This window comes from Corynebacterium sp. H113 (genome assembly GCF_037572315.1).
Taxonomy (GTDB): domain Bacteria; phylum Actinomycetota; class Actinomycetes; order Mycobacteriales; family Mycobacteriaceae; genus Corynebacterium.
This window is the reverse complement of the sequence record NZ_JBBHKZ010000001.1, coordinates 132,317-156,060: the sequence shown is the minus strand read 5'-3', so window position 1 is coordinate 156,060 and position 23,744 is coordinate 132,317. Positions and strand designations below refer to the sequence as shown.

At 58.1% G+C, this 23,744-nt stretch carries 21 protein-coding genes; 11 read left to right on the top strand and 10 right to left on the bottom strand.

What is annotated here, in order from left to right; all coding sequences use genetic code 11:
- Nucleotide 1: 1 nt before the first annotated feature.
- Together WG938_RS00700 and WG938_RS00695 are read right to left on the bottom strand one after the other, a co-directional pair.
- Nucleotides 2-892: a VOC family protein gene (locus tag WG938_RS00700; RefSeq protein ID WP_339976552.1), complete on the bottom strand. Its 891-nt coding sequence runs from the start codon at nucleotides 890-892 to the stop codon at nucleotides 2-4.
- Entirely contained in the window at nucleotides 893-1,192 is a 300-nt protein-coding gene (locus tag WG938_RS00695) for an RNA-binding S4 domain-containing protein (protein ID WP_339976550.1), read from the bottom strand.
- A gap of 177 nt (nucleotides 1,193-1,369) precedes the next feature.
- On the opposite strand from WG938_RS00695, the gene WG938_RS00690 reads away from it, so the two are divergent.
- From WG938_RS00690 to WG938_RS00675, 4 genes are all read left to right on the top strand, one after another.
- On the top strand, nucleotides 1,370-1,852 hold the full coding sequence (locus WG938_RS00690; protein WP_339976548.1) for an HPP family protein: 483 nt from the start codon (nucleotides 1,370-1,372) through the stop codon (nucleotides 1,850-1,852).
- A gap of 81 nt (nucleotides 1,853-1,933) precedes the next feature.
- Nucleotides 1,934-2,875 (top strand): HNH endonuclease family protein, encoded by a 942-nt coding sequence (locus WG938_RS00685; protein ID WP_339976546.1) that lies wholly within the window; start codon nucleotides 1,934-1,936, stop codon nucleotides 2,873-2,875.
- A 93-nt stretch (nucleotides 2,876-2,968) separates the two neighbouring features.
- The gene (locus tag WG938_RS00680) at nucleotides 2,969-5,020 is read left to right on the top strand and encodes an acyl-CoA dehydrogenase family protein (protein WP_339976544.1); all 2,052 of its coding nucleotides are present in this window, start codon (nucleotides 2,969-2,971) and stop codon (nucleotides 5,018-5,020) included.
- 392 nt (nucleotides 5,021-5,412) lie between these two features.
- The gene (locus WG938_RS00675; RefSeq protein ID WP_339976542.1) at nucleotides 5,413-7,092 is read left to right on the top strand and encodes an AMP-binding protein; all 1,680 of its coding nucleotides are present in this window, start codon (nucleotides 5,413-5,415) and stop codon (nucleotides 7,090-7,092) included.
- A 96-nt stretch (nucleotides 7,093-7,188) separates the two neighbouring features.
- Here WG938_RS00675 and WG938_RS00670 read toward each other — a convergent pair whose 3' ends face one another.
- Nucleotides 7,189-7,890 carry an SDR family oxidoreductase gene (locus WG938_RS00670; protein WP_339976540.1) on the bottom strand — a complete coding sequence of 234 codons (702 nt, stop codon included), beginning with the start codon at nucleotides 7,888-7,890 and terminating at the stop codon, nucleotides 7,189-7,191.
- 369 nt (nucleotides 7,891-8,259) lie between these two features.
- Between WG938_RS00670 and WG938_RS00665 the strand changes: the two genes are divergently transcribed.
- Nucleotides 8,260-8,856, top strand: a complete 597-nt coding sequence (locus WG938_RS00665) for a DUF4352 domain-containing protein (RefSeq protein WP_339976538.1) — start codon at nucleotides 8,260-8,262, stop codon at nucleotides 8,854-8,856.
- 95 nt (nucleotides 8,857-8,951) lie between these two features.
- Here WG938_RS00665 and WG938_RS00660 read toward each other — a convergent pair whose 3' ends face one another.
- Nucleotides 8,952-9,722 carry an SDR family oxidoreductase gene (locus WG938_RS00660; RefSeq protein WP_339976536.1) on the bottom strand — a complete coding sequence of 257 codons (771 nt, stop codon included), beginning with the start codon at nucleotides 9,720-9,722 and terminating at the stop codon, nucleotides 8,952-8,954.
- A gap of 134 nt (nucleotides 9,723-9,856) precedes the next feature.
- On the opposite strand from WG938_RS00660, the gene WG938_RS00655 reads away from it, so the two are divergent.
- Nucleotides 9,857-11,896, top strand: a complete 2,040-nt coding sequence (locus WG938_RS00655; RefSeq protein WP_339976534.1) for an oxidoreductase — start codon at nucleotides 9,857-9,859, stop codon at nucleotides 11,894-11,896.
- Between the two features lie 30 nt (nucleotides 11,897-11,926).
- Here the strand turns inward: WG938_RS00655 and WG938_RS00650 are convergent, their stop codons facing one another.
- Together WG938_RS00650 and WG938_RS00645 are read right to left on the bottom strand one after the other, a co-directional pair.
- The gene (locus WG938_RS00650) at nucleotides 11,927-12,604 is read right to left on the bottom strand and encodes a nitroreductase family protein (RefSeq protein ID WP_339976532.1); all 678 of its coding nucleotides are present in this window, start codon (nucleotides 12,602-12,604) and stop codon (nucleotides 11,927-11,929) included.
- A 10-nt stretch (nucleotides 12,605-12,614) separates the two neighbouring features.
- Complete coding sequence (locus tag WG938_RS00645; RefSeq protein ID WP_339976530.1) at nucleotides 12,615-13,139, bottom strand: methylated-DNA--[protein]-cysteine S-methyltransferase; 525 nt, start codon at nucleotides 13,137-13,139, stop codon at nucleotides 12,615-12,617.
- A gap of 35 nt (nucleotides 13,140-13,174) precedes the next feature.
- Between WG938_RS00645 and WG938_RS00640 the strand changes: the two genes are divergently transcribed.
- Nucleotides 13,175-13,795, top strand: a complete 621-nt coding sequence (locus WG938_RS00640) for a DNA-3-methyladenine glycosylase I (RefSeq protein ID WP_339976528.1) — start codon at nucleotides 13,175-13,177, stop codon at nucleotides 13,793-13,795.
- On the opposite strand, the gene WG938_RS00635 is transcribed toward WG938_RS00640, so the two are convergent.
- Complete coding sequence (locus tag WG938_RS00635) at nucleotides 13,792-14,754, bottom strand: alpha/beta hydrolase family protein (protein ID WP_339976526.1); 963 nt, start codon at nucleotides 14,752-14,754, stop codon at nucleotides 13,792-13,794. The genes WG938_RS00640 and WG938_RS00635 overlap by 4 nt on opposite strands.
- 89 nt (nucleotides 14,755-14,843) lie before the next feature.
- Nucleotides 14,844-15,737: a cation diffusion facilitator family transporter gene (locus tag WG938_RS00630; protein ID WP_339976524.1), complete on the bottom strand. Its 894-nt coding sequence runs from the start codon at nucleotides 15,735-15,737 to the stop codon at nucleotides 14,844-14,846.
- A 60-nt stretch (nucleotides 15,738-15,797) separates the two neighbouring features.
- Between WG938_RS00630 and hrpB the strand changes: the two genes are divergently transcribed.
- Nucleotides 15,798-18,461: an ATP-dependent helicase HrpB gene (gene hrpB, locus WG938_RS00625; protein ID WP_339976522.1), complete on the top strand. Its 2,664-nt coding sequence runs from the start codon at nucleotides 15,798-15,800 to the stop codon at nucleotides 18,459-18,461.
- Here the strand turns inward: hrpB and WG938_RS00620 are convergent.
- Nucleotides 18,445-19,653 carry a glycosyltransferase family 87 protein gene (locus WG938_RS00620; protein ID WP_339976520.1) on the bottom strand — a complete coding sequence of 403 codons (1,209 nt, stop codon included), beginning with the start codon at nucleotides 19,651-19,653 and terminating at the stop codon, nucleotides 18,445-18,447. The two genes, hrpB and WG938_RS00620, sit on opposite strands and share 17 nt — an antisense overlap.
- 44 nt (nucleotides 19,654-19,697) lie before the next feature.
- Between WG938_RS00620 and WG938_RS00615 the strand changes: the two genes are divergently transcribed.
- Both WG938_RS00615 and WG938_RS00610 read left to right on the top strand, forming a co-directional pair.
- Nucleotides 19,698-20,504, top strand: a complete 807-nt coding sequence (locus WG938_RS00615; protein ID WP_339976518.1) for a YggS family pyridoxal phosphate-dependent enzyme — start codon at nucleotides 19,698-19,700, stop codon at nucleotides 20,502-20,504.
- Between the two features lie 66 nt (nucleotides 20,505-20,570).
- The gene (locus WG938_RS00610; protein WP_339976516.1) at nucleotides 20,571-21,026 is read left to right on the top strand and encodes a Rieske (2Fe-2S) protein; all 456 of its coding nucleotides are present in this window, start codon (nucleotides 20,571-20,573) and stop codon (nucleotides 21,024-21,026) included.
- Between the two features lie 38 nt (nucleotides 21,027-21,064).
- On the opposite strand, the gene WG938_RS00605 is transcribed toward WG938_RS00610, so the two are convergent.
- Complete coding sequence (locus WG938_RS00605; protein ID WP_339976514.1) at nucleotides 21,065-22,282, bottom strand: MFS transporter; 1,218 nt, start codon at nucleotides 22,280-22,282, stop codon at nucleotides 21,065-21,067.
- 138 nt (nucleotides 22,283-22,420) lie between these two features.
- Here WG938_RS00605 and WG938_RS00600 point away from each other — a divergent pair, with 138 nt between their 5' ends.
- On the top strand, nucleotides 22,421-23,740 hold the full coding sequence (locus WG938_RS00600; RefSeq protein ID WP_339976512.1) for a saccharopine dehydrogenase family protein: 1,320 nt from the start codon (nucleotides 22,421-22,423) through the stop codon (nucleotides 23,738-23,740).
- Nucleotides 23,741-23,744: the final 4 nt, after the last annotated feature.

The window sequence follows — 23,744 nt, the reverse complement described above, 5'->3', positions numbered from 1 at the left end:
ATTACTGGAACTGACTGATATCCAGATTGTCGAAAATGTCGACTTCGCCCTGATCCTCTTCTGGAGGCAATGGGACCTCGCACAGGATTGTGGTCGCGCCACATGGATCCTGAATTGTCGCCAGCGGACCGAACTCGGTCATTTGTGCTGGCACCAGCACCTTTCCACCGTACTGTTCAGCGTTGTTGACGGCGGTGTCAATGTTCTCGACACCGAGGTAGGCCAGCCAACCAACGAACGACGCGTCGCCTTCAACGACTGTCGTTCCGGTGCCACGGCCGCCAACAATGCCTGCAAATGGCGCACCGCCCTCGGTAGCGACAGCGTACGAACCTTCCTCCGATGCCGTGTGCACAGTCATGCCCCAACCAAACAACTCATGGTAGAAATCCATGGCCTTCTGGAAGTCATCGTGATTTGCGGTGATCAGCTCGAACCACACTGGGGCACCTGGCTCGCCAGCAGCGAAGAACGTTTGCTCACCCGGCTGCTGCAGCAAGCCAACGAGGGCACCGGCTGGGTCGGCGATAACGGCCATCAACGAGCCGTCGATAAGTTCGATCGGTTCCTGTAGCACCTCTGCGCCCAGCGAAGCTGCCTTTTCGCAGACAGCCGCGACGTTGTCGACGTGGAAGTTCACGCGCCACTGGTTGTCCACGAAATCAGTGGAATCTGCAGAATTTGCGTCGAGCAGCACCGACACCGGCATCCCCTGCAGCGTTGCGACGCGACGACCCTGCATATCCGCAGCTGCTTGCGTGCCGTAGGCAGGATCAGCATTCGTGTAATTCCAGTTCAGGAGCTCACGGTAGAACTTCTCTGTCTTGCGAGGAGCGGACGACACCAGGTCCACTCGCACTGGCATACCGAATTCGGCGGCAAAAGCTGGCATTTAGAGGTTCCTCCACTTTTCAGGATCAAAATCGTCGTCCGCGGTTGCTTCGTCAAAGAAGTCGTCGTCATCAACAACTTCTTCGCTTGTTGCCACACGCGCCGACATTCCACCAAGTTCTACAACATCGCCCGGATACAGCCGGCGGCCACGTCGCGTATCGACCTCGCCATTAACCGTCACCTGCCCGTCTGCGATGACCTCTTTAGCCAGCCCACCAGTGTCAATAAGATTGGCGAGCTTCAGAAATTGCCCTAGCCGGATGAACTCGTCGCGGATTGCAACATTCGAAGGTTCCATGCCTGTCAGTTTGTCACAGTTCGCGGATCCCCTTCGCTTTAGTACCGCACGACTCGAGGGGAATGGCTACACTCATACATCACTGCTTAGAAATTTATTTAGTTAAATCAATTAATTGTTGTGACTAGATGCCGGCGAACGGGTACTACGGATCGAACCTTAGGAGGGAGAGCCACCTTGAAATCAAACGCACCACCACGGCCACCAGTCCTCCACATCATTACCGCGTCCTTAGCGCTAACTTTGCCTCTGTTGTTCATTGCTCTTCTGGCAACACAGACCACCGAATTGCTATTCATTCCATCGATTGGCGCTGCCGCTGCCCTGATCGTGGGTGCGCCGAGCTTGCCGTTGGCACAGCCCCGAAATGTCATTATCGGACATCTCGTTGGTGCGACAGTCGGCGTTCTCGCGATGCACACCCTCGGCTCAAACGCATTGTCCGCTGCAGTTGCGTCAGGCGTGACTTTCGGGCTGATGCTCTCTCTTCGCAGCGCACATTCCCCCGCTGTCGCGACCGCAATCGTTGCCGTCCTATCCCCACCTGACAACGACCTTCACTTCATTGGCGTCGTTTTCGTCGCGTCTGTTCTAGTTGTCGTGCTAGCGCTGGTCGCAAACCGTGTTCGGAAGCTGCACTATCCGCATTATTGGTGGTAGAAGCTTTACGACGAGGTCGTCGTGACGCGCGTATCGAACATGTGAACGGAGCAATCCGGTAAGTGTTCTATGGTGCAAGGCATGACTGGCAGGAGACAACGGCAGTGCCGAGGCATGGCGCGAACAGCAGGGATTGTTGCCGTGGTGGCGCTTGCTTGTGGTCTCAGCGCATGTGGTGTTGATGTTGACCAGGCCAGCACGGATTTGGCCGAGTCACAGAAGCAGGTCAATGAAGCGTTGGAGTCCGCAAAGGATGCCGCTTCGAGTGCCCAGGCCGAGATTGAGTCGTTGAAGGAAGCTCTCCGGTCCGCGACTGAAAGTGCACAGATACCGGAGGTACTCCCTCCTGCGGAGCCAGAAGGTTCGCCAGCTCAGGCCAGCAGTGTCGATGTGCTGCGCGGACAGCTCGCGACGATCGAGCAGAAAGGTCGCGCTCCGAAAACTGGCTATTCTCGTGATGCATTCGGGCAACGCTGGTCGGACGACGTGACGGTCGAATTTGGGCATAACGGCTGCGATACCCGCAATGACATTCTGCGACGCGATCTTGCCAATGTGGTTTTGAAGCCGAATACCTTTGACTGTGTCGTATTGAGCGGTTCTCTACATGATCCGTACACCGGCGCAATCATCGAGTTTCAGCGAGGACAGGAATCTTCACAGGCGGTGCAGATTGATCATGTCGTCGCAATGAGCGATGCCTGGCAGAAGGGTGCCCAGGACTGGGATCCTGCCACTCGACAGAATTTCGCCAACGATCCGTTGAATCTGTTAGCTTCCGATGGACCCGCGAATATGCAAAAGGGCGACGGCGATGCTGCGACGTGGGTGCCGTCGAATAGCGGTTTCAGGTGCCAGTATGTAGCGCGCCAGATTGCGGTCAAGCACCGTTACGGCTTGTGGGCGACACCTGCGGAGCATGAGGCTTTAGGCCGCTGGCTCGATACGTGCACCGCAGAGGATGAGGCAGTATTGGCCGGGCTAGCGGGTACAGCAGGCGAGGTGGGTGCGACGCCACAGTAACTCGCGCAACATTTTTATAACTTTTATATACATAGAGGATTTTTGTGACCTACGTCGCTGTACGATGCGGATAACACGACCGAGGAGGATCCCTTGTCCGCACCCCACGAACACGATTCCCACCCTGCCGGCATTGGCCCGAAAACCCTTCCCCACGAACCTTCCAGTGAAGATATCGCCACGGCAGCCGCAGCCTTGCGCGCAGCCATTGACGGGAAGTGGGCATCCGACCGCGATGCCGTCCGCGAGAAGCTCTCCAGTGAACTGTTTTTACCTCAGGTGGGACTACCTCTCGATGAAGCCCGTGACGCACTCATCGAACGCCTCGAAGTTCTACGCGACACAGGGGTTCCCCAAGGTGCATTTTCCGTAGCTAAGGGTGGCACTGGTGAAACCGGCAAGGCCCTGACCTCAATGGAATGCATCGGCCACACCGACTTATCCGTCATGGTGAAGGCCGGCGTGCAGTGGGGTCTGTTTGGTGGCGCTGTCGACAACCTCGGCACTGAGCGCCACGCAGAACTGATACCGAAGATCATCAACCTCGAATTGCTCGGCTGCTTCGCAATGACCGAGCGCGGTCACGGTTCCGATGTCATGAATATCGAAACCACTGCCACCTACGATCGAGAGACAGGCGAGTTCGTCGTCAACTCCCCTACCCCATCTGCGCAGAAGTGCTACATCGGCAACGCTGCACGACACGGACATATGGCTGCCGTTTTTGCGCAGCTGCACACCACCGATGCGGACGGCACGGTATCCGAATCCCACGGCGTGCATTGTTTGTTGGTGCCAATTCGCAACGACGACGGCACCCCAGCGCCCGGTGTCACCATTGGGGATCACGGATACAAGGGAGGTCTGACAGGTGTCGACAACGGCACTCTCCTATTCGACAATGTCCGCGTCCCACGCGAGTCTCTTCTGAACCGCTTCGGCGATGTCGATGAGAATGGTGAGTATTCCTCTTCTATTGACTCCCTCAATCGGCGCTTCTTTACCATGCTCAGCACGTTGATCCGTGGCCGTATTTCTGTGGGCGCAGCTGCCGGTGCTGCAACGCGCTCGTCGTTGGCAATCGCTACGCGCTATGCGACGCGTCGTCGTCAGTTCGAAGGGCTACCCGGGCAGGAAAAGCACCTGATGGAGCATCGCGCCCATCGCCTTCGTCTCCTTCCGCTCGTTGCCCGCTCATATGCGCTCCAGCTGCTGCAGAACGAGATCGTCGAGCGTATCGACGCCCAGGAAGCAGCCGTTGCTGCCGGAACGTGGGACATTGCGAATCCAGATCCAGAACAACAATGGAAGCAACGCGAATTAGAATCCCAAGCCGCAGCAGTGAAGGTAGCTGCGACGGAACACGCGACGGCGGCAATTCAGGAAGCTCGTGAGGCCTGCGGTGGCGCGGGCTACATGGCCGAGAACCTGCTCACCATCTTTAAAGACGATTCCGACGTCTTCACTACTTTCGAAGGTGACAATACGGTTCTCATTCAGATGGTCGGCAAGGAATTGATCACCGCATACGCGCGTGGCCTTTCTGAACTCGACCCCATGGGCATGTTGAAGTACGGCGTGGAAAACGTCACCGACATTTTCCGCCGCAGGACTCCCGTCGCAACGTCGGTGCAGTCGATCATGGATCGAGTCAGCGATCGGGAGGTCATTGACCTCTTTAATGCCGGCTACCAGGTCAAGCTCTTCGAAGAGCGCGAATCCAACCTGCTCAAATCACTCGGCCGTCGGCTCCGCCCTGCACGCAAGATGAAGCCTGAGGATGCGGTGGCTGCCGTCGATGCCGCGCAGGATCACTTGATTGCCTGCGCTTGGGCTCGCGTCGATTCGCTCTTGCTGGAAGCGCTCGTAGAAGCCGAACAAAAGCTTGACGACGATTCACCGGCCAAGAACCTCTTTGTGCACCTGAGGGACCTGTTTGCGTTGACGACCATCAATACGCACAGCGGTTGGTACCAGGAGCAGAATATTTTGTCGGGTACCCGGACGAAGGCTGTGCGTGCGTCGATTAACGACCTCGTGGACTCGATGGGGCCATGGTCTGATGCACTTGTCGACGCGTTTGCGGTTCCGGACACAATTTTGGGGGTACCCATGTTAAACGATGCAGGTGTTACCCAGCGCTAGAAACACATTGATGTAACTTTCGTGAGCTTTCACTAATCGGGTGACACGGAACCGCCCCAATTTTTCGGACGCTTTTGTGCATAGCGTTCACCCTGTGGGCGGTGACCCCCTTTGCTGCGACTCGGAACACGCAGGGAAAATGCGAGAGTTCACTCACGCTTTGCGGTCGCCAGACATGCCCACATGGAGGCCAATTGTATCCATTTTGTAACATTGGCGTAACATTGCTATTCGACTTTACGAACACTCTTCCCTAGAGTAACCACAACGCTCAGGCAAATTAGGCAACCAAAACAATTTGATTTTCTGAGCATATTGTTTGTTACAGTGACTACTGTTACTTAGAGTGATTAACGCTTTACCCTGCTGTCCGCACTTGGAGGATCCCACACATGACCGCTGAAATGAAGCCACCACAGGTACCTGTCGCGACCCTATTGAAGGGCTTTGCCCAGTCATTGCCTCCTCTGCTTCGTTCGGGTGTCCTGTCTATGACCCCAAAGCAGGCACCAGTGTTCCTGAAGAACCTGCGTCGCTGGGGCTTTGCAGTGTCCGGCCTCATTGCATCGGGCGCTGAGCGTTACCCTAATCGCCTCGCGCTTGTCGACGACTTCGGCGAGCTTACCTACACCGAACTCCACAACCAGACTGTCGCACTGTCAAAGGCACTCATGGCTCGTGGCCTGAGCAGCAAGTCTAAGTTTGGTGTCATCGCGCGTAATGGTCGCGGCATCATCATGCCAATGGCGGTTAAGGGCTTCCTCGGCGCAGAAATCATGCTGATGAACATTGGTTCGTCCGCACAGCAGGTCGACGGCATTATCGAGCAGAACGACGTCGAGTACCTCTTCATCGATGACGAATTCATGGACCGAGTTCCTGAGAACCGTCCTGATCTGCAGGTTGTTATCACCACTGTGAGCGATCCAGAAACTCGTGCGAAGGCGCCAGAGGGCTACCTCTTCATGGAAGACCTCATCGCTGAGGGCATGAACTCCACCGCCGAACTCGAGTTCAAGCCAGAGCAGGGACGCATCATCATCATGTCGTCCGGCACCACGGGTATTCCTAAGGGCGTGCTCCGTAACGAGCCAAAGACTCCTATGACTGTTGGTGGCGTCGCCGACCGTATTCCTTGGGAACGCAATATGGTCATCCACCAGGCTGCTTCCATGTTCCACGCGTGGGGTTGGGCGAACGTCATTATCGCTATGGCAACGGGTGCAACCCTTGTAACCATGCGCCACTACGATGCCAAGAAGGTTATCGCTGACTGCGAGAAGTACGGCGTTAACGGCATCATTTCCGCAGCATTCTTCCTGCGCTCCCTGAAGGATGAACTGGACAACGATCCATCCCGTAAGATCGGCCCATTCAAGTTCATTGTTTCTTCTGGTAACGCAATCCCAGCGTGGCTGGTATCAGCTCTGACCCACCGCTTCGGTCCAGTTGTGTGTAACTTCTACGGTTCTACTGAGGCTGGCGTCTGTTCGATCGCTTCGGGTCCAGATCTGGCGCAGCGCCCAGACTCTGCTGGCCGCCCTGCGCTTGGCGCACGAGTCAAGATTCTTGACGAAGAGGGCAAGGAAGTTCCTCGTGGCGAGGTTGGCCTGCTCCACACTGTCCAGGAGCTGTCGTTCATCGGCTACCTGAACGAGAAGGACAAGTACGTCACTGTTGACGGACTGTTCCAGATCGGCGACCTCGCACGCATGGATGAGGACGGCTACCTGTACATCTGTGGTCGTTCCGACGACATGGTCATCAAGGGTGGCGAGAATATCTTCCCACGCGAGATCGAAGAGATTCTTGGGCCAGTGCCAGGCATCGCAGATGTCTACTGTCGTGGTGTCCACAACGACGAGATCATCGCTGACCTATACCTCTACGTTGTTCGCGAGAACAACAAGCAGGGCGAGGATCTGTCCGAGGAGATGCTTCAGGAATACGTACGCGAGAATCTTGCAACGCACTGCGTTCCTGACAAGGTCTTCTTCGTGGATGAGTTGCCACGCAATGCAGTCGGCAAGGTCGTGCCACGCATGGTCGATGCCATGATGGGCGATCACTAATCACGGTCTAGTTATCACGTCGAGAATGCACCTGGGATTTCCCAGGTGCTTTTTGCATTCTTGCTGATTCTTCCTACTGGGTTAAGGTCTGGTCTGCTACTTCCGTGGTCGCACCTGAACTTCGTCGACGCTACAGTCCATGCCGGCATCTACGGCCAAGCGAACTGCCTTAGCGATCGAGGATGGCGTGACATACTTCGATCCGTCATAGCCTTCTTCACCTTGAATCGCGACCTGCATATCCGTGTCCACGCGACCAGGATGGACTGAAGTCACGCGAACAATGCCGCGCTCCTCTTCACGGAGAGCATCAGTGAAAGCTCGGAGCGCAAACTTCGAGGCCGCGTACGCCGCCGATCCAGGGCTAGCGCGGAAGCCAGAGCCCGAGTTGATCGTGACAACTATGCCGTTCGCAGCCCGCAGTGCTGGCAGCGTTTGCCGGGTTAGTTCAGCCACTGCAGCCACGTTCACGTCGAGGATTCGTACCCAATCCGCATAGGCAATGTCTTCAACATCCCCACCGACGAAAACGCCAGCGGAATGCACGATGACATCAAGTGGAGCGTCACCAAGCGCACGCTTCAGTTCCGCGGAAACAGCCTCGACATCAGTCAGATCTACAACAAACTCACCTGCCGACGGCAGCAGCGACGCTACTGCGTGCGCCCCGTCGTATGTCGTAGCCCCCACAAGAACGTGATGGTCACGACCGAGGTCTTCAGCGATAGCCCGGCCGATGCCGCGACTTCCACCACTCACGAGGGCGATAGGACGGTTTTCAGGATTGTTTAGGGCCATACCCACTTTGTACCTGTTCATGAACTGAAGCTGTTGATCCAACAAAGATATGTCCCTAATCAACACGAAATTCAGTTACCGCAAACATTGGCTTCGGCAAACCATTTCGAAGCGACACACGGGCGAGGAAGGATCACCATCACAGTAAACTACTTTCATAATTAAGTGCAATGCCACAAAAGGGAATTATTTGTTGAGCCAAAGGTTTCCTTGGTAAATTACTTTCCAAAACCTCGCCGAACAATGGCCACGATTGACGCGATCTCTTGATACCTGCATCTATTCACCATGGCGAGCTGGAAAATTTGGGAGCCCACTTTGTCATCACCAACCCCACCACAAAACCATAACCAAGCGAATGGCTGGCAAATGCCGCACCCGCAGCAGATGCCACATGCACAGCAGGCACCTCAGGTTGTTTATGTAGAACGCAAGAAGAAGGGCGGATGTCTTAAGGCAGGCGCACTTATTGTTGGCTTTCTACTCTTCCTCTTTGTCCTCATTGCAATCCTGAGTGATGGCGACAGCGCAAGCGACGGCGCTGTTCCTGCCGCAAATTCGCAAGGCAAGGATGGCGAACCCAGGGATCCCAACGAGCCACTGGAAGTTGGAGAGAGTTTTACCACGAAGAAGAGCCTTGATATCAAGGTTAGTTCTTTCGATTCGGCAACCAGCTACTTCGGTGATCCAGTCAGCTGCGCGGAAGTGACTTACACCAATAACGGTACTGAAGTCACAGATTTCGCTGGTTATTGGGACTGGAAAGCACAAAACCCTGCAGGGGTAATCACTGATCCCGAGTTCCTGTCGAACATGCATACTTTGGAATCAGGTGAACTCGCTCCTGGCGGAATGGTCTCGGGCAATGTCTGCTTCGAGGGCGCAGAACCAGGTGAATACCGTCTCAATTACGAGCCAACTCTTTCCTTCTCTTCCGACAAGGCAAGCTGGAAGGCCACCTTGTAACGCATTACTAGTTTCGAGTCCGCTGCAAAAGGGCGGGGAAACCAGAGCACCTAGCCTGGTCTTCCTCGCCCTTTCGTTCTTCGTCTAGCCAAACTCTACTTCGACTTCGGCTTCGCACCCACCTGGTCAATCGGCGTGACCTGCAGGAAGTCAATGTTCACGTGTGGCGGGCGGGTTGCCGCGAAAACGATGATGTCCGCGATGTCGTCGGCAGTCAGCGACTTCACCCCGTCATAGACAGCCTCTGCCTTGGTGGCGTCGCCGTCGAAACGCACGAGCGAGAAATCGGTGTGCACGCGACCTGGATCGATCTCGGTGACACGAACATCGTCGTGCGCGATCTCCTGGCGCAGCACTTCAACGAGTGCGCGTTCGCCATGCTTCGCCGCATTGTAGCCAGCACCGCCGGTGTATACCTGACGCGCCGCAATCGAACCGATCGTGACAATCAGCCCCTTCGCTGCCTTCAGCGCCGGCAGCATCGCCTGCGTCACGCGGAGGGTACCCAACACGTTGACCTCGTACATCCAGCGCCACTTCTCTTCGATGGCACCCTCGACGCTCTCCATACCCCACGCACCACCGGCGTTGTTCACGAGCACATCCGCGCGCTCGACCGCGTCTGCCAGGCGATTGACATCTTCCTGTTCAGTCACATCCAGCTTGACGACGGTCGCTACCCCACCGTTAGCCCGGATCTGCCCGGCAATTTCATTGAGCTTGTCTTCACGACGCGCTCCCAGCACAACCTCGAAGCCTTCCTTTGCAAGCGCAATCGCGGTGGCGGCACCAATGCCAGACGAGGCACCGGTAACGACGGCAACCGGGGCGCTGGCATTTGCAGAGGTTGTGGATGATTCCGTCATGGTCAAACTCCTTGGCAGATTCTGTGTCGGTTTTTGGCCTGCTTCTAGCCTCTACAGTAGCCAGCATCACACTTTTTCGGGGCAGTACGCTCATTCAGCAGACAGGTGCTTTCCTAAGCGCAATACTTATGACTATGTCAGCAACGACTGAGTTTCCTCACCTGCTCTCGCCCCTGGCGGTAGGTCATCTGACGCTGAAGAATCGCGTCATCATGGGTTCAATGCATTCGGGTCTTGAAGACCGGTTGAGCGACATCCCAAAGTTGGCCACCTACCTTGGCCGTCGCGCCGAAGGCGATGTCAGCATGATTGTCACTGGTGGCTACGCTCCCAATATCGAAGGGTGGCTCACGCCGAACGGTTCCATGATGGCATCCAAGCGTGTTGCCGACCGCCACAAGCAAGTCACCGACACGGTGCATTCCCACGGCAGCCATATCCTGCTTCAAGTTCTTCACGCTGGCCGGTATAGCTACAGCCCGCTTGCCCGTTCGGCGGATACAAGCCAGTCCCCGATTAGCCCCTTCAAGGCACGTCGCATGTCCGGCTTCGATGTGAAGCGCACTATCAAGGCGTATGTTCGCGCAGCTAAGCTGGCCAAGCACGCAGGCTACGACGGCATCGAGATCATGGGCTCGGAGGGTTACCTGCTCAATCAGTTCCTCGCTGAGCGCACTAATCACCGCAACGACCATTGGGGTGGCAGTGCCGAGGCTCGGATGCGACTCCCCCTTGAAGTCGTCCGCCAGATCCGCGAGGAAGTCGGCGACGATTTCCTCCTCCAGTATCGAATTTCCTTGCTTGACCTCGTCGACAAGAGTCAGACGTGGGACGAAACAGTGGAGCTGGCGCAGCGCCTTGTCGACGCTGGTGTCGACGTTTTCAACACCGGAATTGGATGGCATGAGGCACGGATTCCAACGATCGTGACATCGGTGCCACGGGCTGCGTTCGCGGATCTGACTGGTCGTTTGAAAGAGCGTGTCGACGTTCCAGTCACCGCATCAAACCGCATTAACAACCCGCATACTGCTGAGCAGATCCTCGCAGAGGGTAATGCAGATCTGATTTCGATGGCACGTCCTTTCCTCGCCGATCCGGATTTCGTTGCGAAAGCAGCGTCTGGTCGCGCTGACGAGATCAACACCTGTATCGCCTGCAACCAAGCCTGCTTGGACCACACGTTCGCGAATAAGACCTCGACGTGCCTGGTCAACCCATTTGCTGCTCATGAAACGGAACTGGTGTCGACTCCGGTTTCTCCCGACGAGGCCAAGCGCATCGCCGTCGTGGGTGCCGGTGTTGCGGGACTTGCTGCTGCCGAAGCTGCAGCCGAACGCGGTCACGCAGTACAGGTCTTCGAAGCTGCTGATCAGATTGGTGGCCAATTTCTGCTTGCGGCGAAGATTCCAGGCAAGGAAGAATACGCGAACACATTGACCTATTTCGAGCGTCGCTTAGAGGTGCTCGGCGTGCCCGTCCACTGTGGCCAGCACATTAGTGTTGAACAGCTGTTGAGCGAGGGATTCGATCATGTCATTCTCGCGACTGGTGTCACACCTCGTATCCCAGATATTGCGGGCATTGATCATACGTCGGTTATTCCTTACGACGAGCTCCTTTCCGGCCGCCGAACCGCTGGAGCAAAGGTTGCGGTCATTGGTGCCGGCGGCATTGGCGTGGATGTATCCGAGTTCTTGACAAGGGAACCGAATCAGAGCGTCGACAAGTGGAAGGAGTCGTGGGGCGTAGCCGATCCTGCCAAGCAACGTGGTGGCATCACGGAGCCAGTCGATGAACCACCGCTACGCGAAGTACATCTTTTGCAGCGCAAGCAGTCGCGAATCGGCAAGGGGTTGGGCAAGACGACTGGTTGGGTACACCGTGCCGAGCTCAAGAAGGCAGGTGTCAAGCAGTACACCGGTGTCACCTACGAGTGTATCGACGACGACGGCCTGCACATCACCATCGCGGGTGAAGACGGGGGACGACAGGACGTCACGATTGCCGTGGACAACATAATCGTCTGTACAGGCCAGGAATCGAACCTAGACGCACTCGGCAACTATGCGGGCGACCAGCGCGTCTCTGTCATCGGTGGTGCTGATGTGGCAGCGGAACTCGATGCAAAGCGAGCAATTCGCCAGGCAGTCGAGGTCGCGCTGGTGGTTTAAGCTAGCGCGATGTCCCGCGGTGCAGCGCTTTTAACCTTCGTAGCGGTCGAGGTACACGCGCCCGTCAGCTGGGAAACGACCTGGGTGGCGTGGCTCCTCGGCTGGCACACCTACTGCCAGCAGCAATGCGACAACGGTATCGGTGTTCTCGGCACCGATAGCCTTCTTCAGTGCTGCCTCATTGAAGCCGGTCATAGGCGACGAGGACCAGCCGAATGCAGGAGCGGTAAGCATGGCAAACGAGGCAGCGATCATTGCATTGCGGATTGCGAACTCACGTGCCAGACCGGCTTCTTCACGCGCCGACTGGAAACCAGAAATAGTGGTGCTGCGGCTTTCCGCGACATCGGCAGTCCAGTATCCGGACGTAACATTCTGCTCGGCGAGCTGTGGCAACGTCTTCTTCCAGCCGGAAGGCTCTGCGATAAATGCGAGCAACAGTGGTGCCGTAGCGACCTGCTTCTGGTTATTGGCAGCTGCAAGAACTTCGGCACGTACGGCCTCATCCTGAATCACCACAATGGATCGATCCTGCAGGTTGAACGCGCTTGGCGCTTCCAGGACCAACTCCAGAAACTCCTTGACGTCTTCCTCAGGCAGCGGCCCTTCCTGGTAAGCACGAGTCGCGCGTCGCGAGCGCACCATTGAAGAAAATGCTTGGCGGAAGTCGTCGTCGTAAAGCGGAGTGTTCAAAGCAGAATCAGTCATGGATCTAACCCTAACTGGTTTCTGGCTGCCCCTGCGGTCGCCACAGCTCCGCGAGCGAACCCTCCAGGGCCAACAATTCACGCTTCATGTCCTCGCCACCGCCATAGCTACCAATGCCACCACTAGCAGGGACAACCCTGTGGCATGGGACAATGATGGCCAGCGGATTCGTCGCACACGCCGTCCCAGCAGCTCGCGCCGCTCGTGGTGAACCGGCGCGCTCAGCAAGCTCGCCATATGACACGACCTCACCATACGGAATCTGTCGAAGCGCAGTCAGCGCCCGCGCCCGGAATGAGTCACCGGCCAACATCTCCTCGACATCGGGGTCGATAGGTACCTCGATTTCCTTGCGCTCGCCCGCGAAATACTCCGAGAATTGCTGTACGGCCTGATCGAGGATCTCGCGCGCCGCCGGGTCCTCCTCAGGCCCATGCTTTGCGACGACTCCCCCCAAATCAACTTCCACCACCCCACGGCTCGATGCCGCGATCCCGAGGGTGCCAAACGGTGAATCCATCGCAATTGTTGCCATGTTCCGAGAGTACCCACGCGACTAGGCTCGCACCTATGAACGCAGCAGATTCGCGGGACCTAGTAGCGGACTTGGTCATTGGGGACGATGGGCGCGCCCGACCACCCTGGGCTGCCGCAAACCAACTTCTTCGCGATTACTACGACAACGAATGGGGCATGCCCATCTACACCGAGAAGGGTCTGTTCGAGCGACTTAGCTTGGAAGCCTTTCAGTCCGGTTTGTCATGGGCAACGATTCTGCAGAAGCGTCCGGCATTTCGCGCTGCTTTTCACGATTTCGATCCGGATGTGGTGGCGGAGATGGATGAGGGGGACGTCGTAAAGCTACTGGATAACGCGGATATTGTGCGGAATCGACGAAAGATCGAGGCGACAATTCGAAACGCCCGTGCGGTTCTGCGACTCCGTGAAGAAGGTCCGGGACTGTCGAACCTGTTGTGGTCGTTTAAACCAGATGAGACACCTGCGCCGCGCACGTTGGCAGAACTGCCGACGACGTCACCGGAATCGGTGGCAATGGCGAAGGAGCTGAAGCGCCACGGGTTCTCATTCGTGGGCCCAACTACGTGCTACGCGCTGATGTCGGCAGTCGGGATGGTCGATATCCATCTCGTGGGCGAATGGCGACGCGGGTGTTCGGGGCTGTGGGATTAGCGCGGTGGCTCGACTTCAGCCTGTCCCACGACTCGGGCGCCAATCTTCTGGTCGAACCATTCCACAAGCTCAGCCCACTCCTTGTCGTGGCCCTTGCGGAAGTAGCCTCCGTACCCCACGCCTTCACCGCGAGCTGGTCGGGCTTGACGCTTTTCGACGGTCGCCGCGGTAAGGCGATCCGTGATCAAATCGGCGGATGATTCTTCGGTCCAGTAGTCGTCTGGAACGCGGATCGACAGCACTGGCTGCGAGACCTTGGAGAAGCGGGTTTCGAAGTCGAACTCGTCATCGCCAAAGAAGTAGTCATTGTGGCGAGCCCACTTTGCCCACTGACGCATCACACCAATTGGTGGTTCCTGGGTCAGCTTCCACGCCGATGCCGGGATGTGTCCGGTCAACTTCGCGGAGATGGGCCCCACGATGTTAAACAGCGTGAATGCGCGAATCTTGCCTGCTAGTGATGGCACCTTCTTCATCCGCATGCCACGGCAGTTGATCAGTGCGGTTGCATCGTACGTGCCTTCGCCGCCGGCATAGAGAATGCCGTGGCCACCCACAGCATGGCCAACAGCTAGGTGCGGCAAACCCTCGAATGCATCTCGCGCCCATTCGATAACACCTGGTACATCCCGAGTAATCCAGTCCGACATGCGGTAGAAGTCGCTGCGTTCGTCCATCTTCATGCCCGAACGGCCACAACCGCGGTAGTCGTAGCACACGACAGCAAAGCGCTTTTCTGCCATGGCCTGCGCAAAGCGGTGGTAAAAACCTTCGGGGACGCCGGTGCCACCATGAACCGTAACCACACCCCGGACATCGGCCGGATTGGTCTGTGGTCGAAACATCGTGCCACGAAGAAGGAGGCCATCCTTCGCGGGAATGATGACATCTTGGCGCTCGCGTGGCTCTGGCAACTGCGGGCTATTGGCTGAGAACCTGGTGTTGTTCTTGGAAATCATGACGGTTTCCTTCAAGGTGACGTTTCACTGCTACACCTATAACTTATGTGACCCCAGACACAGTTTCTTGGAATTGCAGGAATTGCTACCTACAGCTTTACATCGTTATATGCCCGCTCATCTTCGATCGGTTCCAAGTGAGAGGCAATGTGAACGCCCGGAAAGCGATCTTTCAAGTCGTCTTCCATCGCCGTCAGGATGTCGTGGCCGTGTTCCACCGACCATTTGCCCGGCACCAACACATGGAACTCAATAAAGTGCTGACGGCCAGAAACTCGGGTGCGAATTTCGTGCACATCAATGCGCTTGACGGGATCGCAGTGTGATTGCAAGATCCGGTCCACGTCGTCCCGGTCCTCGCCAGTCATCGCCTTATCCATCAATCCACCACCGGCTTCGAGCATCAGCTCACGGCCGGTCCACAAGATGTTCACGGCGACCACGAGGGCGATCACCGGGTCAAGCCACCACCACTTGGTCAGGAATACCAACGCCACGCCAACGAGCACGCCAACCGAGGTCCACACGTCCGTCATCAAATGCTTGCCGTCGGCAGTCAACGTCAACGAACCGTGCTGCTTACCTGCGCGAAGCAAGACCAACGCCACCGCACCGTTAATTGCCGATGCCAACACAGTCAGTGCCAAACCAAGCCCGATCTGTTCGATGGGCTGGGGGTGCAAAAGTCGATCCACCGAGGAATAGATAATGAATACGGCTGCGACGAAAATCATCGCGCCTTCAATGCCAGCTGAGAAATACTCCGCCTTCGAATGCCCGAACTCATGGTCCTTGTCGGCAGGTTGAGCGATGACCTTCAAAACAATCACCGCGACAATTGCCGCCACAAGATTGACTAGCGATTCCGCTGCATCCGACAACAAACCGACAGAACCGGTGACAAACCAACCGCCGACTTTCAGTGCGATGGTCGCTACTGCAGCAATTACCGAGAGCCATCCATACCGAGACAAATCCTGCATACCTGTGAATATACGCTGCACATTCACAAGCGCCCGGCGAGCACCTGGCACACTGAACTCATGCTTTTCGACGTCCCCACCATCGGTTCGTCCCTTCCTTTCCTGACAGTTGCCGACGAAGTCACCGCTGCCGTCGCCGACGGCGGCCTTGCGGTCATCCAGGCACCTCCGGGCACGGGTAAGACGACACTTGTTCCGCCGATCGTGGCGAATGTCGTTGCTGCGTCCGATGGCGGTGCTGAGGCAGGTCGAGTCGTCGTCACGGCTCCGCGAAGGGTGGCGGTGCGTGCGGCGGCGCGTCGGCTAGCGGAGTTGAGTGGCACGCAGCTGGGCGATCTGGTGGGTTACACGGTGCGCGGCGATCGGCGGGTGGGGCGGCGTACGCGGGTGGAATTCGCGACGCCGGGCGTGGTGATTCGGCGCTTGCTTCGCGACGGCGATCTGGAGAATACGGCTGCTTTGGTGCTCGATGAGGTGCATGAACGTAACCTCGATTCGGATCTGTTGCTGGCAATGGCGCGTGATTTACGGGAGCTTCGTCCCGACCTGCACTTGCTGGCAATGTCGGCGACAGTCGATGCGCCCCGGTTTGCGGACTTGCTGGGCGATGACTCCACTGGCACTCACCGTCCCGCTCCCATCGTGGCGGCGGGCGCGGTGCTGCATGAGCTCGATATTCGTTATCGTCCGGCGCCGTCGCCACGCTTGGATGCTCGTGGGGTGACCCGCGACTTCCTCGATCACGTGGCGCGCGTCGCGATCGACACTGCACATGATGCGCCGAACCAGGGTGACGTGCTCGTCTTCGTCCCCGGTGTCCGCGAGGTCGAGCACGTTGCAGCTGCGGTGCGGGCGGGGCTTGACGACGTTCCATTAGAGGTCTTCACTCTCCACGGACAATTGGGAGCTCGGGAACAGGATCGTGTCATTCGTGGCTCTGCGGACCAGGACGCGGATCGGGTTCAGCATCGTAGCCATCAACAACGCACTCAGCGGATTATCATCTCGACGGCCATTGCCGAGTCGTCGCTCACCGTCCCTGGAGTTCGCGCCGTTGTGGACGCCTGCTTGTCCAGAGGACCACGCCTGGATCTGGCGAGGGGCATGTCGGGGCTGGTGACGTCGTCAAGTGCGAAATCTTCGGGCGAGCAAAGGGCAGGTCGAGCGGCGCGACTTGGGCCGGGCATTGCGGTGCGGTGTGTATCGGAGTCGCAGTGGCAAGCTGCGCCGGAGTGGCCAGCGCCGGAGATTGAGGTCTCGGATTTAACGTCGGCCATGCTGGATTTGGCAGCGTGGGGAACGCCCGGCGGTGCGGGATTACGGCTGGTAGATGCGCCGCCTGTGCATCATGCGGACGCTGCGAATCAGACACTGGTGGCGCTTGGTGCGGTGGAGGCCGGTGAGACAGGAGCCAGCGGGCAGATCACCGAGTTCGGCCGACAGTTGTCGACGCTTCCGCTCGATCCTCGGCTCGGGCGCGCGTTGCTGCTGACCGCGTCGCTAGTGGAGCCATCGCAGCGCAGCCAAGTTGCAGAAGCCGTTGCACTTGTCGACGATCCCCCACGCGGCGACCTGACTCGTGCGGGCGGTCGCGGTGGTCGCGGTGGCAGTAGTGGAGCCGACCGCGCACACGCTGACCGGTTGCTGCGCCTAATCAAGGACGTGCCAGCCCAGCCAGATCCCAATGCGCCGACACTAACGGGCTTTACTGACATTCTTGGCATGGTGACGGCGTTGGCATGGCCGGATCGCATTGCCCGCAGACGAGGTGCACATGGCACCGAGTACCTGTTCACGAAAGGGACTGCTGCGACCGTGCCACCGCAATCGGCTGGCCTGCAGTCCCACGAGTGGCTTGCTGTTGCCGACGTGTCACGTGCTGGTGGCAATGCCGCAGGCCGGGCAGGCGCAGTCATTCGCTCAGCTGCGCCCATTAGCGCTGATATTGCCCACTTCGCAGCACAGTCGATGGCGACGAAGGACACTGAAGTTTCCGTATCTGCTTCGTCAGGATCGCGCGGAGTCAAAGTCACGGCTCGCACCCGTGAACGTCTTGGCGCGATTGAACTCGCTGCGCACCCAGCTCGGCCGACGCCCGAACAATGTCGCTCGGCGCTTCTCGCCTGGTTAGCGAGCGATTCGTCACATATCAATGCCCTGAGCTGGTCCGCCGAAGCCACGGCATTGCGTGCTCGCCTTGCACTGCTGCATCGTGAAATTGGCGATCCGTGGCCCGATGTGACCGATGCAGGACTTGCCACCCCAGAAACTGCAGCCACTGTACTTGGCAGCGATCTCGATTCCCCCACGCCCGGCGCGATCACGGTGACCTCGCTGCAAGGCATACTCCCCTGGCCGGAAGCATCCCACCTCGATGAGCTCGCCCCCGAACGCCTCGACGTCCCCTCCGGCTCGCGAATCAAGGTGGATTACAGCGGAGTTCTCGCCGGCGATGAGTCTGCACCACCCATCCTTGCGGTCAAACTTCAAGAGTGTTTCGGCCTAAGCGAAACGCCCACCATTGCTGGTGGGCGCGTTCCGGTTCTTATGCATTTGTTGTCGCCTGCGGGTCGTCCGCTGGCTGTGACGCAGGATCTCGCGAGCTTCTGGAACGGCGCTTACGCTCACGTTCGTTCCGAAATGCGTGGCCGCTATCCGAAGCATCCGTGGCCTGAAGATCCGTGGACTTCCCAAGCCACACGGCACACTAAGCGTCGAATGTAACGGTGTCCTTCGTGGTCACTGCCTGTGCTTTACGACGAGTCATCGCGTAGTACACAAACGCCACCATGACCACGAATCCCATGATTCCCTGCATACCGCCATACGCCCATTCGAATGGGTTGGTAGCGAGGCCGTCTGGGTTGCCGACGAATACGTTGTACGGTGCCCACCACTGCGCAATGAAGAACAGCACGCCGATAATGAGCTGCCATGGCTTACGCAGCACGAGAAGCATCGGCAGGAACACGATGGTGATGGACCAGTGGTGGCTCACTGCGTATGGGCCGGCGAAGCTTGCCGCCAAGGCAACCATGGCGAGGGCTGCGACCGACTGGCCACGGCGTTCCAGCACCCACGCGCAGTAGGCAGCAGCAATGGCGCCAAGAAGGAAGAAACCCATCGTCAGCATATTGAGCGTTGGATCTGTAATGCCCGCACGGGCAAGCAGTCCCGACATTGCCTGGTTGGCTTCATACGTTGGGGCACCGCCCCGGTCGCCGGAGAAGAACTCGTCGGTCCAGTAGTAGATGGATTCGTCGAAGCGCAGGAGGAAGCCAATAATCGCGGTGACAAAGAACCACATTGCGCTCAGCAACACTGCGCGGTAGTCCTTTCGAACCAGGAAGATCAGTGCATACGCTGCCGGAGTGATCTTGATACCGGCTGCGATACCAATACCCAGGCCACGGAGCTGCTTCGGCAAGAAGCCCAGCACGTCCGACACGATAAGCAACGCCAAGAACACATTGATCTGACCGAAATTGACGTTGGCCCACAGCGGGTTGGTCAGCATTGCCAGACCCAGCAGCGCCGTTGCCACGATGGTTGGTTTCGCCAACTTCAGCCGTGTTGCTACCATCCACAGCATCGCCCACACGGCGGCGATAGTCGCACCTGTCCAGATGATTTGCAGTGTGGTCGGCCCGGCCCATGTCAACGGATAAAACAGCAACGCAGCAAACGGTGGGTAGATAAAGCGATAACCCGACCGCGTTGGGAAGTGTTCAGAGTACAGGTCCTGGCCACGTCGTAAAGCCCAGCCAGCATCCTGGAAGACTTCGACGTCCATCATGTAGTAGGTTGCGGCACGCACCATCAAAATGACCACGACCGCCGCCGAAACAATGGAGAAGAACACCGTTATTCCGCGACGCTGGGATTCCGACAGTGAGTTCAGACGATCCATCAGCATAGACCTGAACTTACCGCAATTACCGGCACGCTAACCTTTAAGACATGACCGATATGCCTGCTTCACTTGCTGCTCATGACGTGGTCGACCGATACGAGGTAGTCCGTTCCCACATCGACGATGCCGCGCGCGCTGCAGGACGCTCGCCCGAGGAGGTGCGTCTTCTGCCAGTCAGCAAGACCGTCCCCGCTGAGGCATTGGTCGCGGATTGGGAGGCGTTGCAGGCTCGCTCTGAGTCGGCGGGTCGGGACGAGTGCCTGTGGCTCGCGGAGAACCGAGTCCAGGAGGCAGCGGCGAAGGCCGCGCACTTTGCCGAGCACTTTGCGACGGCTGCCACCGGGCACCAACCCCAGTGGGTGGTGATCGGCCCGTTGCAGACCAACAAGGCCGGCCAACTTGTGGAGTTCGCCAGCGAGTTTCAAGCACTCGACCGGCCAAAGGTCGCGGCTGCGTTGCAGCGACGGTTGGCGGCAGCGGAACGCAGCCTCGACGTGTTGATTCAGGTGAACTCGTCCGAGGAACCGCAAAAGGCAGGCGTGGCACTTGATGCTGTGGAGGGATTCGTCGAACAGTTTGGCCCTGCCGGCGACTACCCCAACCTGCGCCTCCGTGGCTTCATGACCATGGCCATGAAATCCGACGGCACCCCGGCCGGCGAAGCGTCCGTGCGCCGGTGCTTTGAAAAGGTGCGGGTGCTTCGCGACGACCTCGTCGCAAAGTGTCCAGACGATGTCACATTGGATGAGCTGTCGATGGGAATGTCTGGTGACTATGAACTCGCGATTGCGGAAGGCGCGACGACCGTGCGGGTGGGGCAGGCGATTTTCGGGGCGCGACCTCCGGCTGTGTAGGGCGTGGCCCAGGGGCAGGGCGTAGGGGCGCGACTTTCGCTCGCCGAACGGACTACCCTAGAGGGTATGAATACTGCGGGTATGAACACTCCTGAAACGTGTGGATTGTCACCAGAGAATGCTGCGGCAGAGAATGCAGCGTCCAAGCTCGGCGCATGCAGCCGCCGTCGATTCCTGCTGGGCACAGCAGCGACGGCAGCGGGCGCGTTGCTCGCGGCATGTGCATCGAAGACGGAGCAGCAGCGAGTCGCAGCGGCCGATATTCCGGTTGGTGGCGGAGTCGTCGTGGGCGACTATGTGGTGACTCAGCCTAAGGAAGGCGTGTTTAAGGCATGGTCGAATTACTGCCCTCACCAGGGCGGAAAGATCGACAAGGTGGTCGACGGGGTCATGATCTGCCCTGAACACAACTCAAAGTTCGACATCGAGTCGGGTGCTGTTGTTTCTGGCCCATCGCGCCACCCTGCTGGTGCTGCGAAGCTGGGCAACGAGGGTCAGGATCTGCTGGTCGGCGAGGCTTAGGTACTGGTGGGGCGAAAGTGCAGGCAGGACGCAGGCGATCACGCGCCACGCGAACTCGCCCCACCACGGCCAACCCCCAGCCCCACCACGGCAGTCGCGCCTGCCATAAATGACAGCGCCGCGAGCCACGGAATCAAGGCACCCCAGCCCCACGCGCCAAAAATATGGCCCGACACCCAGCCGACCAGCGATGATCCCACATAGTAGCTAGCCAAATACAGCGATGAGGCTTCGGCGCGATCTCGTCTCGCCACCAACCCCACCGCAGACGATGCCAGCGAATGCGCCACAAAGAATGACGCCGTAAACATCAAGGCACCTGCGATGACGATGGGGAGCCAGGGGGTCGTCGTCAAGCTAAGTCCAATGCAGGCGGTGACCGTGGCGATAGAAATGAGCTTGCGACGACTGTACGTCTTCACCCAGACACCTGCGCGAGCCGAACTCCACGTGCCTGAGAGGTACAGAACGAAAACGAAGCCCGCGAGCGCCGGCGACAGGCCAAAGCGATCGCCCAGTCGGAAGCCCAGATAATTGTAGAGCGACACAAACGAGCCCATGAACAGGAACGATAGGACGCAGAGGGAGAGGATTCGGGGATCACGAAGGTGGTGCCCGATGGCAGCTGCCTCGCCACCTAACGACAGTGACTTCGGCACAAAGCGACGCTGCTTTGGCAGCAAGAACCACGTGGCGACGGCAAACACGAAAGCAACGCTCGCAGAAACTAGCGATGCCACTCGCCAATCAGCAAACTCGAGAATGGCCGACGGGATAATACGGCCCATCAGGCCACCGATGGTGTTGCCTGAAATGTAGAGCCCCATGAATCGAGGCACGTAGTCGGGGTGAATCTCTTCAGAAAGATAGGCCATGGCCACCGCTGGCACCCCGGCCAGCGCAATGCCCTGCAGCAGGCGAATCGCAATCAACGCCCCGATGCCCGGTGCGAACGACACCGCCAGACCCAGAATTGTCGCCACTAGCGCGCTGATGCGGAGCACATTCCGTCGCCCGAACTTCTCCGACAAAACCGACAGCGGGATAATCGCACACGCCAGACCACCCGTCGTCGCAGAAACCGTCAGCGCGGCAGTCGCAGGGTCAATTTGCAGGTCAATGGTGAAAACTGGCAGCAGCGCCTGGGTTGCATACAGAGCCTGAAAGGACGCGAGACCCGCCAGCAACACGGCGATGAGCGCCTGTTTGAACCCCTGTTGACCTGGAACCAGGCCTTCACTTTGCGACGATGCCACCGGCCAGCGCGCCTCCTTATCTCCACAACGACGTATTGCTTACCACCTTAGGCCTCCTGCGAAACCCAAACGGCAGCTCCACCTTGCTCTTTGGACAAAGCGACGCACCAGTGCAACACATTCACTAGTTTTGTATGCATGACATCTCAATCCAGCAGCAGCACTCGAAATCACGGACGCTCCCACGACATCGTTGTTTTTGGTGCAACGGGCTTCGTCGGAACTCTCATCACTGAGTACCTCGCGGAGCACGCTCCAGCTGATGTGCGGGTTGCGCTTGCGGGACGTCGTCAGGAGAAGCTGCGGTCTCTGCGTGACGATATCTCCTCTCGCCATCCGCGAGTTAAGGACTGGCCACTCGTCGTCGCCGACGCCGCAAGCCCAACCGAAATGAAGGCGCTTGCGGAGTCCACGAATGTTGTCCTCACGCTCGTTGGCCCTTACGCGCAGTACGGTCGCGAGCTGGTGAAGGCATGTGCTGAAGCAGGTACTGACTATGTCGATCTCACGGGTGAAGTTCTCTTTGCCTATGAGTCTGTGGAGAAGTACCACGACGTCGCAAAGCAGAGTGGCGCGCGGATCATTCACTCCTGCGGATTCGACTCCGTTCCTTCGGACTTTGCGGTAAATTTCCTGTTCACGGAGCTGGTCCGCCAGGGGCATGAAAAGGTGGAGTTGTGGGATACGACGCTCATCGTGAAGCATCTTCGCGGCGGTATGTCGGGTGGCACGATTGATTCTTTCCGTACGCAGGTCGCGCAGACCAAGGCCGATCCTGAATTGGCGAAGATCGCGGCGAACCCGGATGCGCTCAGTTCTTTCGGTTCGGGTCCAGGCGGTTCGAATCAGCCGGATAATGCAGTGGTTCGGGGCAAGGATGTGCATCCGTCCATTCATGGTTGGCTCGGCCCGTTCTTCATGGGTCCGCACAACACCCGCATCGTGCGTCGTACTGCTTCCCTGCTTGCCGACGAAACCACCTCGTCAGCAGCCCATGAATACGGTTCGGGCTTCCGCTACCGTGAGGTCATGAGTGTTGGCGACGGCCCGAAGTCGTGGTTGAAAGCCCAGCGCTTGAAGTACGGAATGTCGGCGATGAAGTTCGCGATGGCTACACCTCAGTTGGCGAAGTTCGTTGACGCGAAGCTGCCGAAGCCTGGCGAAGGTCCTTCCGCCGAGCAGCGCGCCAAGGGCCGTTTCACCTACGAGTTGTACTCGAACGTACGCCTCGACGGCGACACCCAAGAAACGTGGAAGTGCGAGGTCGAGCTGGAGCAGGATCCCGGTTATGATGGCACTGCAATGATGATTTCCAATGCTGCGCTCGCGTTGGTCTGCGACAGGGATCGTTTGCCGGAGCGCACCGGTGTTCTTACTCCGGCTACGGGACTTGGCGAACCGTACTTGGAGCGTCTGCAAGCTGGCGGAATGAAGTTCTCGGCGAAGAAGATGCGGTAAGGGG